Origin of the sequence: Aliihoeflea aestuarii (assembly GCF_024105665.1) — a bacterium.
GTDB lineage: Bacteria > Pseudomonadota > Alphaproteobacteria > Rhizobiales > Rhizobiaceae > Aliihoeflea > Aliihoeflea aestuarii.
Genome location: NZ_JAAAMK010000001.1, coordinates 366,928 through 380,072, shown reverse-complemented (window position 1 = coordinate 380,072; position 13,145 = coordinate 366,928). Strand labels below are relative to the sequence as shown.

At 62.8% G+C, this 13,145-nt stretch carries 14 protein-coding genes; 6 read left to right on the top strand and 8 right to left on the bottom strand.

Annotated features, from left to right (window positions below; genetic code table 11):
* Nucleotides 1–4: 4 nt before the first annotated feature.
* Together GTW25_RS01835 and rpmB are read right to left on the bottom strand one after the other, a co-directional pair.
* Nucleotides 5–631, bottom strand: coding sequence for a queuosine precursor transporter (locus tag GTW25_RS01835; protein ID WP_372493032.1), 627 nt, complete (start codon nt 629–631; stop codon nt 5–7).
* Between the two features lie 83 nt (nt 632–714).
* Complete coding sequence (gene rpmB / locus GTW25_RS01830) at nt 715–1,011, bottom strand: 50S ribosomal protein L28 (RefSeq protein WP_252910277.1); 297 nt, start codon at nt 1,009–1,011, stop codon at nt 715–717.
* A 250-nt stretch (nt 1,012–1,261) separates the two neighbouring features.
* Between rpmB and GTW25_RS01825 the strand changes: the two genes are divergently transcribed.
* The 3 genes from GTW25_RS01825 (at nt 1,262) to GTW25_RS01815 (ending at nt 3,814) form a co-directional block, all read left to right on the top strand.
* A complete protein-coding gene (locus tag GTW25_RS01825; protein ID WP_252910276.1) occupies nt 1,262–2,017 on the top strand; it encodes a DUF3108 domain-containing protein in 756 nt (251 codons plus the stop codon).
* Nucleotides 2,018–2,263: 246 nt separating this feature from the next.
* Nucleotides 2,264–3,139: an aromatic amino acid exporter YddG gene (gene yddG, locus GTW25_RS01820; protein WP_252910275.1), complete on the top strand. Its 876-nt coding sequence runs from the start codon at nt 2,264–2,266 to the stop codon at nt 3,137–3,139.
* A 3-nt stretch (nt 3,140–3,142) separates the two neighbouring features.
* Nucleotides 3,143–3,814: a lysoplasmalogenase gene (locus tag GTW25_RS01815; RefSeq protein WP_252910274.1), complete on the top strand. Its 672-nt coding sequence runs from the start codon at nt 3,143–3,145 to the stop codon at nt 3,812–3,814.
* On the opposite strand, the gene GTW25_RS01810 is transcribed toward GTW25_RS01815, so the two are convergent.
* Together GTW25_RS01810 and gloB are read right to left on the bottom strand one after the other, a co-directional pair.
* Nucleotides 3,789–4,244, bottom strand: a complete 456-nt coding sequence (locus tag GTW25_RS01810; protein ID WP_252910273.1) for a cupin domain-containing protein — start codon at nt 4,242–4,244, stop codon at nt 3,789–3,791. The two genes, GTW25_RS01815 and GTW25_RS01810, sit on opposite strands and share 26 nt — an antisense overlap.
* Entirely contained in the window at nt 4,244–5,011 is a 768-nt protein-coding gene (gene gloB, locus GTW25_RS01805) for a hydroxyacylglutathione hydrolase (protein ID WP_252910272.1), read from the bottom strand. The genes GTW25_RS01810 and gloB overlap by 1 nt, the downstream gene beginning before the upstream one ends.
* A gap of 76 nt (nt 5,012–5,087) precedes the next feature.
* Here gloB and GTW25_RS01800 point away from each other — a divergent pair, with 76 nt between their 5' ends.
* On the top strand, nt 5,088–5,849 hold the full coding sequence (locus tag GTW25_RS01800; RefSeq protein WP_252910271.1) for a class I SAM-dependent methyltransferase: 762 nt from the start codon (nt 5,088–5,090) through the stop codon (nt 5,847–5,849).
* On the opposite strand, the gene edd is transcribed toward GTW25_RS01800, so the two are convergent.
* Genes edd through zwf form a run of 3 tightly spaced genes read right to left on the bottom strand, consistent with a single transcriptional unit; the run spans nt 5,828 to nt 9,850 of the window.
* Nucleotides 5,828–7,642, bottom strand: a complete 1,815-nt coding sequence (gene edd / locus GTW25_RS01795) for a phosphogluconate dehydratase (protein WP_252910270.1) — start codon at nt 7,640–7,642, stop codon at nt 5,828–5,830. The genes GTW25_RS01800 and edd overlap by 22 nt on opposite strands.
* Before the next feature lie 38 nt (nt 7,643–7,680).
* Nucleotides 7,681–8,379, bottom strand: coding sequence for a 6-phosphogluconolactonase (gene pgl / locus GTW25_RS01790; RefSeq protein ID WP_252910269.1), 699 nt, complete (start codon nt 8,377–8,379; stop codon nt 7,681–7,683).
* Nucleotide 8,380: 1 nt separating this feature from the next.
* Entirely contained in the window at nt 8,381–9,850 is a 1,470-nt protein-coding gene (zwf, locus tag GTW25_RS01785; protein ID WP_252910268.1) for a glucose-6-phosphate dehydrogenase, read from the bottom strand.
* Nucleotides 9,851–10,179: 329 nt separating this feature from the next.
* Here zwf and GTW25_RS01780 point away from each other — a divergent pair, with 329 nt between their 5' ends.
* Nucleotides 10,180–11,307 carry a beta-ketoacyl-ACP synthase III gene (locus GTW25_RS01780; protein ID WP_252910267.1) on the top strand — a complete coding sequence of 376 codons (1,128 nt, stop codon included), beginning with the start codon at nt 10,180–10,182 and terminating at the stop codon, nt 11,305–11,307.
* Between the two features lie 181 nt (nt 11,308–11,488).
* On the top strand, nt 11,489–11,764 hold the full coding sequence (locus tag GTW25_RS01775) for a hypothetical protein (protein WP_252910266.1): 276 nt from the start codon (nt 11,489–11,491) through the stop codon (nt 11,762–11,764).
* A gap of 58 nt (nt 11,765–11,822) precedes the next feature.
* Here GTW25_RS01775 and GTW25_RS01770 read toward each other — a convergent pair whose 3' ends face one another.
* A complete protein-coding gene (locus GTW25_RS01770) occupies nt 11,823–13,118 on the bottom strand; it encodes an NAD(P)/FAD-dependent oxidoreductase (protein WP_252910265.1) in 1,296 nt (431 codons plus the stop codon).
* Nucleotides 13,119–13,145 lie beyond the last annotated feature (27 nt).

The following is a 13,145-nucleotide window of genomic DNA, read 5'->3' as shown; positions in this document are numbered from 1 at the left end:
TCCCTTACCGAATTGCGGGGACCGGCCGGATTACCGATAGGAGTGCGCCATAGGGCACCAGCGCGATGATACCGATTGCGAGCTTGACCATCAGATCGCCGATCGCAAGCTGTACCCACAAAGGCGCCTCGCCACCGAAGATGAACGGGACGGTGAAGGCGAGCGAGCCGTCTTCGAGGCCAAGCCCCGTGTCGAGGAAGGCGAAGCGGGCCGCGAAGGCGATGGAGAAGAACAGAACCGTATCGACGAGCGCACCGATGATGCCCGAGACGAGCGGCGCGCGCCACCAGACCTGATGGCGCAGGCGGTCGAAGACGAAAATGTCGATCAGTTGCGCCGTGAGGAATGCGGTTCCCGACGCGATGGCGATGCGCGGCGAGGCGAACCAGACCGACAGGACGACGGCCAGCGCGAAGCCGACATAGACGACGCGTCGCGCCACGGCGTTACCGAAGCGACGATTCGTCAGATCGTTGACGAGGAAGGCGAAGGGATAGGTGAAGGCGCCCCATGTGAGGAGCTCGCCGAGGCCGAAATGCTCGAACTGATACTGGACGAGCACGTTCGAGATGACGACCACGAAGGCCATTGCAACCACGAAGGGCCAGACGGAAAGAGTCTGTGCATTCATTTTTTTAGCCTGGGTGATGGAACCAGTCGACGCGCGTATCGGTCAGATAGCGCGCGTCGTCGGAAAACTGAAGCGGGAAGGAATCAGGCGATCGCCTGTTCCTCGGTCTTCTTGGTGATCTGCTTCTTCAACAGACGCGCGCGCTGCGACAGTTCGTCCGTCTTCGCCTTGATCAGGAAGGCGTCGAGGCCGCCGCGATGCTCGACCGAACGAAGCGCGTTGGCCGAAATGCGCAGGCGCACGTTCTGGTTCAACGCTTCCGACTGGAGCGTGACATTGACGAGGTTGGGCAGGAAGCGGCGCCGGGTCTTGTTGTTGGCGTGGCTTACGTTGTTGCCGGTCAGTACAGCCTTGCCGGTCAGTTCACATGCGCGGGACATCGGTTCAAACCTTCAGTTCGTCTCGGCTTGCCCATAGACCCGTCCCGCACCAGATCGGTCGGCGCGCGGGTCCATTCAGGCGGCCTCATTGAAAAGTTGCCGTTCCATAGTGGCATTTGGGCTGCCGGTCAAGCGGCGGGAGCCGGCGAAGGGCAACACATATTCGCCGAATTCACAGGGTCCAAAGGACATATCCCATGATCCGGCAGTCTGGAAGGGACGGCCTGCCGCAACCGGATGGAGTTGTCGCATGGTGCGCATCGCGCCCGCAATCGCCTTTATCGCCGCATTGTCGGCCAGCGCGCCGGCCCTTAGCGCGCAAACCTTCAGCACCGACTATTCGGTGACCCTTCTGGGAATTCCCATCGCCACGGCGTCGTTCAGGAGCACGATCGATAATGACCGCTTCCGAATTGACGGGTCGCTGGCAAGTTCCGGGGTGGCGCGTCTGTTCGACCAGACGAACGGCACGACCAGCGTTGCCGGTGGCCTGTCGCAAACGGGAACGGTGCCGAGCAGCTACGACCTCGACTACGTCTCCGACAGGAAGCGCCAGCGCACCGCGATCCGCTTTTCCAACGGGACGGTGACATCGACCGAAAACATACCTCCATCGCGTCCGAGGCAAGGCGACTGGGTGCATTTGCAGGACGAGCATCTGCGCGCGGTCGTCGATCCGATTTCCTCGACGCTGATCCGCGCCGGCAGTATGGGCGAGGTTTGTAACCGCACGATCCGGCTTTATGACGGCGAGATGCGCGCCAACCTCGTTCTGTCGCCCGCACGCAGCACGCGGCAGGGCACTGTGGCATGCTCGGCGCGATTCGAGCCGGTCGCAGGCTATCGTCCCAGCCGCTCGGCGCTGCGCTATCTGCGCGACCGCTCCCGCATCACGATCGCCTTCGCGCCGCTTTCGAACACCGGCTTCTATGCGCCTGTGGACGCATCGATCGGAACGCAGATCGGGACGGTGCGAATCGTGGCGCAGACGATCCGGCAGCAATAGGAAACATCGAGCGGAACTGAGGCGTCGAGGCATGGATTCCGGTGACAAGCACAGGAATGACGGCATCGAGGGTTTCAGTCAATTTTCGGCGTTCGTGATTTGCAGATGCATCCATGAAATCCGTCATTCCTGTGCTCGTCACAGGAATCCATGCCACGATCTTTCACCCGCAATGACGGTGCAGATGAACTGCGGCGCTTGAACTGCCGCACGCCCCGCGCTACGCCCCTCGAAACGAGGGGTACCATGGCAAGGGCAACGGCAATCGGCTTTACGGCGGTCATCATGTGGGCGCTGCTCGCGCTGTTCACAGCCGCCTCCGGTATTGTCCCGCCCTTCCTGCTGTCGGGCCTCGCATTCTCGGTCGCCACCATCCTCGGGCTCGTCATGCGCGTCGTTTCCCCGCCGCGCGAGACGGTTGCCGTGCCGCCCGTCGTCTGGCTGATCGGGATCGGCGGACTGTTCGGCTACCACTTTTTCTACTTCACGGCTCTTCGTAACGCGCCGGCCGTCGAAGCGAGCCTGATCGCCTATCTGTGGCCGCTTCTCATCGTCCTCGGCTCCGCGCTCATGCCGGGCGAGAGGCTGGGCTGGCACCATGTGGCAGGCGCGCTGATGGGCCTTGCCGGCACGTTCCTGATCGTCACGCGAGGCGGCGGGTTCGCGCTCGATCCGACCTACGCGTTCGGCTATGCGATGGCCGGAATGTGCGCGCTTTTCTGGTCGGGCTATTCGCTTCTGTCACGGCGCTTCGCCGATGTTCCGACCAGTGTCGTCACATGGTTCTGCCTTGCGACCGCGATCCTGTCATTTGCCTGCCATGTCTTGCTTGAGGAAACCGTCTGGCCCCAGGACGCGGGCGAATGGCTGGCCGTGGTCGGGCTCGGCCTGCTACCGGTCGGCGCGGCGTTCTATACATGGGACTACGGCGTCAAGCACGGCAACATTCAGGTTCTGGGTGCGGCAAGCTATGCCGCGCCGCTCCTGTCGACGCTGGTGCTGATCGTGGCCGGCGGGGCAGCCGCGACCACAAACATCGTCGTTGCCTGCCTGCTGATTACCTTTGGTGCGGCGCTGGCGGCCAAGAACATGGTTTTCAAGCCGAAAACCGCGAGGGCCTGACCCATGCTGCCGTTTCCCGGAGGTATCGAAGCACAGGCGAATGGCGCGCTGATCATCTCGATCTGTGCGGCCATCCTCTATCTCTTCGCCCGCTCGCACCCCACCTCGTGGCGGCGCAGCGCGGTCAAGACGGCGGCTGTCGCCTCGCTGGCGTGGCTCAGCTTCGTCGAAGGCGGGCCGTGGCTCCTGACGCTCGGCCTGACGCTCAGCGCGCTCGGCGACCTGGCGCTGGCCCAGGAAGACAACGACCGTTTCTTCCTTGTGGGCCTCGCCTCGTTTCTTGGTGCGCATGTCGCCTATACTATGCAGTTCATAGCGGGCGGTGAAGGACTTGCGATTCTCGCCGGTGAGCCATGGCGGCTGGCAATTGCAACTTTGCTCGTCGCATTCGGTGGCTTCATGCTGTCGCGACTCTGGCCCGCGCTCGATGGCGCGATGCGTCCGCCGGTGCTTGCCTATCTCATCGCGATCGTCGCTATGGGCATCGCGGCGTTCACGACCCGCGAGCCGGCATTGATGGTCGGCGCGGTTCTGTTCATCGCGTCGGACGCAATCCTCGCGACCGAGCGTTTTCTGTTGCCGGCGGAATCGCCTCGCCGCGCGATCACAGGGCCGGCGGTTTGGGTCACTTATACGGCCGCCCAGCTTTTCATTGCGCTCGGCGTGCTGCTTTAGAAGCGATCCTTGAGGGTGGCGACCAGCCGGGCGGGGCGAGTTCGAATGCGCTGAACTCGAAGCCCGGCGAGACGGTGCAACCGACCAGCGTGAATGGGCCGGTCGAACGGGCGGCCTGCCACCAGCCCGCCGGCACGATGCCCTGCGGTCTCTCGTTTGCCGCAAGGTCGGTGCCGAGACGAAGGGTGCGCAAATCGTCACCGTCCGTCCAGATCGATAGGTCCAAAGGTGCGCCCGCGTGGAAATGCCAGACCTCCGTGGCATCGACGACCCTGTGCCAGTGCGAGCTTTGGCCTTCCTCCAAAAGGAAATAGATCGCCGTCGAGTGGCCGCGCACGCCGCCCCGTTCGTCGCGGAACGTCTCCGCGTACCAGCCGCCTTCAGGGTGGGGACGCATTCCCAGTGTCGCAATGATCGTCTTTGCGTCCACTAGGCATTGTCCTTGCGCTTGCGGATCTCGGCGAAGACCGCCGCATCGCTCGCGTTTTCCATGCCAAGATGCGTGCGGATCGCAGGGTCGTGCGGGCGCAGGAAGGGGTTGGTTTCCTTTTCCAAGCCGATCGTCGTCGGCAATGTCGGCCTGCCGTCCGACCGGAGTGCTTCGATTGTCTGCGCGCGCTCTTGCAGCGCTGCGTTCCGTGGGTCGACGGTCAGCGCGAACCGGGCGTTCGACAGCGTGTACTCGTGCCCGCAATAGACAATTGTGGCGTCGGGCAGCGCGGCCAGCTTGGAAAGCGAGGCGTGCATCGTAGCGGCATCGCCTTCGAAAAGACGTCCGCAGCCGAGCGCGAAAAGCGTATCGGCGGTGAATGCGATTCCGGAATCCTCGAAATAATAGGAGATGTGGCCGGCCGTGTGGCCGGGCGTTTCGATGACGCGCACGGCCTTGCCGCCGAATTCGAGCTTGGAGCCTTCTTCGACCGTCTCGTCGATGCCGGGAATTTTGGATGCTTCCGCCGTCGGCCCGATGATCTTCAGGCCGAAGCGCGATTTCAGCGCCAGATTGGCCTCGACATGATCGGCATGGTGGTGCGTGACGAAGAGCACCGAAGGCTGCCATCCGGTGCGTTCGATCGCTTCGAGGATGGGGTTTTCCTCCGGCGCGTCGATCAGCCCGACCTCGCCGCTCGCCTCGTCCCGGATGAGAATGCCGAAATTATCGCTGCGGCACATGAACTGTTCGACCTGAAGTCCCATGAAATCCTCGTGTTCTTTTCCCGAACGATAGGGCGGTGCATTTGCAATGTCACGGCCGGCGATTAGTCTGTCGGCAATGAGAAACGATATCGTCGAACTGCGCAGCTTCTACGCATCCACTTTGGGCAAGCTTGCCGAGCGGTCGATCGCGATGGGTATTTCGTCGGTCTGGGCCAATCTGTCGCGCGAGCGGCTGGTGGGCCTCGGCTACGCATTGCCGTGGCTCGAGCGCTTCGGCACCGATGCCGACCGGGTCTTCGCCTTCATGCCCGCAGCGCAAGGTTCTGTGCCGTGGCCGACCGGAAAGCCGTGCACGACGGCGCTGGTCTTCGAGGAGGAACTGCCGCTGCACGACTCCTCCATAGACCGCATCCTTCTGATCCACGCGCTCGAACACGCCGAGAATCCGAAGGAAATGCTGGTGGAGATGTGGCGCGTGCTGGCACCGGGCGGCCGGCTGGTTCTGGTCGTGCCGAACCGCCGGGGCGTATGGGCACGCATGGAGCATACGCCGTTCGGAACGGGCCGACCGTTTTCCAAAAGCCAGCTCAACACGCTTTTGCGGGAGGCGAATTTCACGCCCGGCGCGTGGTCGGATGCGCTGCATTTTCCACCGATGGAACGCCGCTTCATGATGCGATTCTATTCGCTTCTGGAGCGTACCGGCCGGCGCTTCTGGCCGCTCTTTGCCGGTGTGCTGGTCGTGGAGGCCCAGAAGCGTGTCTATCAGGGGCTGCCGGTCACGCAGCGCGCCTCGCGCCGCGTCTTCGTGCCGGCGCTCAGCCCCCAGGGCGCGGCGCATGCGAGATCAAAACCTCAAAAAACCGCCGCGCCCTGATCGGCCCGCCCGGCGGTCTGCCGGAAATTTTCAAAGAGCTCGCGCCCAAGACCGAACCGGTTGGCCGAAAGGTCCGGCAATACCTTATCGCGCGCGTCGAGTGTCGCCTTGTCGAGGCGCACGTCGAGCGCGCCGGCGTCGCCATCGACAAGGACGATATCGCCGTTGCGCAATTTGGCGATCGCGCCACCGTCCAGCGCCTCGGGCGTGACGTGAATTGCCGCCGGCACCTTGCCCGACGCGCCGGACATGCGCCCATCGGTGACGAGCGCAATTTTGTGGCCGCGATCCTGCAAGACCCCAAGCACGGTCGTCAGGCGGTGAAGCTCGGGCATGCCGTTCGCCTTCGGCCCCTGAAAGCGGACGACGGCGACGAAATCGCGGTCGAGTTCGCCGGCTTTGAAGGCGGCGTTCAGCTCTTCCTGGCTGTCGAAGATGACCACCGGCGCCTCGATCACGCGGCGCTCCGGCTTGACGGCCGAGGTCTTGATGATGGCGTGGCCGAGATTTCCGGACAGAACTTTGAGGCCGCCGGTCGGCTGGAATGCCTTGGGGAAGGGCGCGAGCACCTTGTCGTCTCCGCTAATCGTCGGAGCGGGCGTGCGGATGACGTTTCCGTCCGCGCCGAGCTTTGCCTCGACCGCATAAGGGCGCATGCCTTCGCCCCAGACGGTCTGGACGTCTTCATGCAGAAGCCCGGCGTCGAGAAGTTCGCGGATCAGGAAGCCGAGACCGCCGGCGGCGTTGAAATGGTTCACGTCGGCAAGGCCGTTTGGGTAGACGCGGGCGAGCAGCGGCACGACGTCGGAAAGGTCCGATATGTCCTGCCATGTCAGCTTTATGCCGGCGGCTGCAGCCATGGCGATCAGATGGATCGTGTGATTGGTCGAGCCGCCCGTCGCGTGCAGCCCGACGACGCCGTTGACGATGGAGCGCTCGTCGATCATGCGCCCGACCGGTGTGAATTCGTTGCCGAGCGCGGTGATCGCGAGCGCGCGCTTTGCCGCCTCGCGTGTCAGCGCATCGCGCAAGGGCGTGCCGGGATTGACGAAGGAGGAGCCTGGCGTATGCAGGCCCATCATCTCCATCAGCATCTGGTTGGAATTGGCCGTTCCGTAGAAGGTGCATGTGCCGGGGCCGTGATAGGACTTCGATTCGGCTTCGAGCAGTTCGTCGCGGCCGACCTTGCCTTCGGCGTAAAGCTGGCGAATGCGCGCCTTCTCGTCATTGGGCAAACCGGTGGTCATCGGTCCGGCGGGCACAAAGATCGCCGGCAAATGCCCGAAGGTGAATGCCGCGATGGTGAGGCCCGGCACGATCTTGTCGCAGACGCCGAGATAGACGGCAGCGTCGAACATGTTGTGCGAAAGCCCGACCGCCGTCGCCATCGCGATCACGTCGCGGGAAAACAGCGACAGCTCCATGCCGGGCTGGCCCTGCGTGACGCCGTCGCACATGGCCGGCACGCCGCCCGCCACCTGCGCGACACCGCCCGCCGCGCGCGCCGCCTCCTTGATCATCTGCGGATAGGTCTCGAAAGGCTGATGGGCCGACAGCATGTCGTTGTAGGAGGTGATGATGCCGAGATTGGGCACCAAATCGCCGGCAAGTGCCGCTTTGTCGGAAACGCCGCAGGCGGCGAAACCGTGGGCGAGATTGCCGCAGGACAAAACGGAGCGGTGAACGCCGCGCGCGATCTGCGCCTCCACGCGTTCGAGATAGGTTTCGCGGCTGTCGCGCGAACGTTCGCGAATACGCTTCGTGACGGCGTTGACGGTCTGGTGCAGGCTCATGGCGGCTCCAATCAGAATGACGTGGCGCTCAAGGGGCGCTATGGCGCCCAGTAGGTGACGACGGGCGTCCTGGCGGCTTCGAGAACGGCGGCGACGGGCAGATTTTCATTGTCCGCCCGCTCCAGGACGGCGCGTTTTTCCGTTCCCTCGATATGTAGATAGATTGCGCGCGCATTCGAGAGCGTGTCGAGCGAGAGCGTCAGGCGCGGCTCGCCGGCACTCGGCGCATGCACCGGCAGGACGGCCGGACCGGGCGTGGCGGTCAGCAATACGTCGGTTTCATTGGCATCGGGAAAGAGCGAGGCGGTATGCCCGTCCGTGCCCATGCCGAGAACCAGAATGTCGAGCGGCAGGCCAAGGGCAGCGATCGCGACGGCAGCCGCGCGGGCAGCATCTTCAACGTCGGCGGTTTGCGAATAGAGCGGCACGAAGGACGCCGCCGCTGCTTGACCGACGAGCAGATTGTCACGCACCAGCTTTTCGTTGGACCGCTTCGAGGACGGCGGCACGAAGCGCTCGTCGGCGAGCGTGACCGTCACGCGCGACCAGTCAAGCTCGAACACCGACAGGCATTCGAAAAACCGGATCGGCGTCGTTCCGCCGGAAACGGCAAGAGTGGCTCGTCCGCGCGCGGCGATCGAAGACTTGAGACCTTCGGCGACCTGGTCCGCCAGTTCCGCCGAGAGGGTATCGGCGTCTGGGAAGGATCGTATGCTCAGCGTTCCGCCTTGCGCCATCTCAGATGCTCTCGTGCCATGTGCGCCCATCGCGCTCGATGAGCGCGATGGAACCGGACGGCCCCCATGTGCCCGAAGTGTAGCCCTGCACGCCTTGCTGGTTTTCGCTCCACGCATTCTGGATCGGGTCGATCCAGCGCCATGCCGCTTCGACCTCGTCGCGGCGCATGAAAAGCGTCTGGTTGCCGCGCACGACATCCATGATCAGCCGCTCGTAGGCATCCGGATTTCGAACGTCGAAAGCCTGCGCGAAGCTCATGTCGAGCGCCACGTTGCGCAGCCGCATGCCGCCGGGGCCAGGATCCTTGATCATGATGAACTGCTTGACGCCCTCGTCCGGCTGAAGCCGGATGACGAGCTGGTTGGCGACGACGTTGCCGGCGCTTTCCTCGAAAATGGAATGCGGGATCGGCTTGAACTCGATGACGATCTCCGAAACGCGTTCTGCAAGCCTTTTGCCGGTGCGCAGGTAGAAGGGCACGCCAGCCCAGCGCCAGTTCTCGATCTCGGCCTTGATGGCGACGAAGGTTTCCGTATCGCTCTCCTGGCCGAGTTCGTCGGTATAGGCCCGGACCGCGCCGCCCGCCGATGCACCCGCCTTGTACTGCCCGCGCACGGTTTCCTTCACCGCTTCGTTGCCGTTGACGCGTTTGAGCGCGCGCAGCACTTTCAGCTTTTCGTCGCGCACGGCGTCGGCGTCGATGGCGGCAGGCGCTTCCATCGCCACGAGGCACAGAAGCTGGAGCATGTGGTTTTGCACCATGTCGCGCAGCGCGCCCGCCTTGTCGTAGTAGGAAACGCGCCCTTCGAGCCCCACCGCTTCGGCGACCGTGATCTGTACGTGGTCGATATGCGCCGAGTTCCACAAGGGCTCATAGAGGGCGTTGGCGAAGCGCAGCGCCATCAGGTTCTGCACCGTCTCCTTGCCGAGATAATGGTCGATGCGGAAGATCTGGTCTTCGGGGAAGACCGCGCCTATCGCGTCGTTGAGAGCGCGCGCGGAGGGCAGGTCCCGTCCGATCGGCTTTTCCACGATGACGCGGCTCGTCCCGGTGACGAGCCCGGCCTTGCCGAGATGGCCGACGATGTCGCCGAACAGCGCCGGTGCGACGGCCAGGTAGAAGGCGCGGATACGCTCGCTCTCGCCGATGGCATCCTTGAGCGTGTCGAAGCCATTGCCCGACTTGGCGTCCACATGAATGTAGGAAAGGCGGCCTAGAAACCGTTCGATCTGCGTGTCGTCGATGTCGCCGGCCGGCACATGCTCGCCGATCGCCTTGCGGGCAAAGTCTCGGAAGGCGTCGTCGGAAAGTTCGGAGCGCGACGCACCGATGATCCGCGTCGGCTCGGAGAATTGCCCGGCCTTCTGGCGCTGGTAGAGCGCGGGAATGAGCTTGCGTTCGGCAAGGTCGCCCGTACCGCCGAAAATAATGAAGTCGAAGGGCTCTACGGGGATCGTCTGGCTGGTCATCTCTGCTCGTCCATCATGTCAAACAACTCTTACTCTAATCGATTTAGATTAACCACCCCGATCACCTCGTTTGTAAGCACAGCGTGTGTCGGAACTATCACGACATGGCAACTGTGACGAGCACAGGAATGACGATGACGGCTAGGAAGTGTCAACCTGGATAGCGGGCGATTGGTGCGAACCTATCCTCCGTCATTCCTGTGCTCGTCACAGGAATCCATGCCTCGACCTTTCCCCGCCGCATATTTTCAGAACTTTGCCGCCGCGTCGTTTTCGCCTATCTGTCAATTCAAAGGCCGTCAGTGCCGACACGGGAAACGGGAAACGCAATGCACAAGGTCGCCATCACCGGCACCGGCATCTTCATGCCGAGCGAGATCATCACCAACGCCGAACTGGTCGCTTCCTTCAACGACTATGCCGCCCGGCAGAACGGCTTGCACGCCGACGAGATCGAGGCCGGTACGCGTGAGCCGATGGCGATGTCGAGCGAGGAATTCATCGTCAAGGCGTCCGGCATCGAGCGTCGCTACGTGATGGAAAAGGCCGGCATCCTCGATCCGGAGACGATGCATCCGCGCCTGCCGGAGCGCGGCGACGACGAAATCTCGATCATGGGCGAAATCGCGGTCGACGCGGCGAAGAAGGCGATGGACGAGGCCGGTCTGACGGCGGCGGATATCGATGCGGTCATCTGCGCGGCGTCCAACCATGAGCGCGCCTATCCGGCCATCGCCATCGAGGTACAGGAAGCGCTCGGCATCAAGGGCTTCGCCTTCGACATGAACGTCGCCTGTTCGTCGGCGACCTTCGGCATCCAGGCAGCCGCCGACATGATCCGCTCCGGCTCGGCCCGCGCGATCCTTATGGTCAATCCTGAAATCACCTCCGGCCATCAGGAATGGCGCGACCGGGACTGCCATTTCATCTTCGGCGACGTGTGCACAGCCGTCGTCCTCCAGCGGCTCGAAGACGCAACCTCGGCCAACATTTATGAAATCCTGTCAACGCGCTGCCTGACGGAGTTCTCCAACAATATCCGCAACAATAACGGCTTCCTACGCCGCACGCGCGAAGGACACATGGAAGATCGGCGCGACATGCAGTTCCGGCAGGAAGGCCGCAAGGTCTTCAAGCAGGTCGTGCCGATGGTCGCGGACATGATGCTGTCGCATCTGGCCGACGAGGGCATCGAGCCCTCACAGCTTTCGCGCCTGTGGCTGCATCAGGCCAACAAGGGCATGAACGACCTGATCGGCGCGAAAGTGATGGGCCGCGCGCCGACGCGCGAGGAGCAGCCGAACGTTTTGCAGGAATTCGCCAACACCTCGTCAGCCGGCTCCATCATCGCCTTCTCGCGTTTTTCACAGGATTTGCCGGCCGGCAGCCTTGGCGTCATCTGCTCGTTCGGCGCCGGTTATTCGGCCGGCAGCGTCATTGTGCGCAAGGCTGATTGAGCAGAGCGGAGAGGTCGCGCGCAAAGCGATGAAAACGAACTTCGTTCATTAGATGCCGCTAAATTTTTCGTGATTTACGAAATCAGACGCATGCGAAACTTTGCTCTCGCAACCCTCGTGACTTTCTTTGGCTGGCAGAGGCCGGCTCGGAAAAGAATTTGATCCACGAAGGGAATGTAAGATGAAAATTTATACTTTGACCGCCGCTGCCGCGCTTCTCGTTTCGGGTCCCGTTTTCGCGATGGACCCTCCGCTGATGCTGGGAGATTTCAGCGCCAATGTGGAAGAAGCCGCATCGAGCTACGTCGATCAGCGCACCCAGTCTTCGAATATCGACCGGATGACCACGGCGTCGATGGGTGAAATGCGGACCGGCGAAATGTGGTCTGCGAATGCGCCGGAAGGGCGTGAATTTTCGACCCCTGTCTTCCCGTGGGAATATCCAGGCGGTCGCTAAGCCATTGGGCGACTGAAAATGAAAAGGCCGCCCGGTTCTCGGGCGGCCTTTTCGCGTTTCAAAACCGGTCGCGCAACGCGTACCAGTTGAGGGCAAGAAAGAGCAGCGGCGCGCGCAACGCCCGCCCGCCGGGGAAGGCGGGGATTTTCAGATCCTCGAAGAGTTTCAGCCGATCCCGGTTTCCCGCCACCGTCTCGGCGTAGAGCTTACCCATGAAGTTCGAGAGCATGACGCCATGTCCGGAATAACCGCCGACGGAGATGACGTTCGGCATGACCTCACGTACATAGGGCTTGCGCGGCATGGTGATGCCCACGTAACCGCCCCATTGATGCGTAAGTTCCACGTCCTTCAATTGCGGATAGACCTCCGTGATCTGCCGTCTGATGTGGTCGGCAATGCCTTTCGGGTCGCCCGTCGAATAGATTTCGCGCCCGCCGAACAGCAACCGTCCGTCCTTCGAACGACGAAAATAGCGCACGACGAAGCGTGAATCGTCCACACTCTCGCCGCCCGGCAGCACGTCGGTGTCGTCGCCCAGCGGCACGGTCGCGCCGATGAAGGAACCGATCGGCATGATGTGCGCCGCGCTTTTCGGCTCGAGATCGCCGCCATAGGCATTGACGGCGATCAGCGCCTTGTCGGCCGTGATCGTGCCTTTTGCGGTGGTCACGCGAACCTTGCCGCCCTCGCTCTTCATGCTTGTCGCGGACGTATTCTCATAAAGCTTCGCGCCTGCCGCAGCCGCGACCCGCGCGGTGCCGATGACGAGCTTCATCGGATGGATATGGCCGGTTCCGGTATCGCGCACCCCGCCAAAATAATGCGTCGAACCGAGCCGCTTTGCGGTCTCCTGCGCGTCCATCCATGTGATGTGCGGATAGCCATAGCGTTCCGCCATGATGGCAGGATGCGCCTGATAGTCCTTCAGATAGCGCTTCTTGTGGACGACAGACATGTGACCGGGCACGTAGTCGATCTCGATGCCGTTGGCTCTGGAGAATTCGAAAAGATGCGCCTTCGCTTCCTCGGCCAGATCGAACAGAGCCTTGGCCCGCGTGAAGCCGAGTTCGTCCTCCATATCCTCCGGCCAGGCGCGCTGGCCGGTATTGAGCTGCCCACCATTTCGGCCCGATGCGCCATCGCCGAAACGGTATTGCTCGATAAGGACGACATTGGTGCCTGCCTTGGCGAGATGGGTCGCGGCCGACAATCCGGTGAATCCGCCGCCGATGATAACGACATCGGCCGTGACGCTGCCGTCGAGCGGGGGATATTCCGGCCGCTCGCCGACACTTGCCTCGTACCACGAGACGCCGGGGGAAATGGGGGATTGGTAGGGAGTGGACGGCATGGAGGGCTCTGGGTCAGGAAGGGAAAA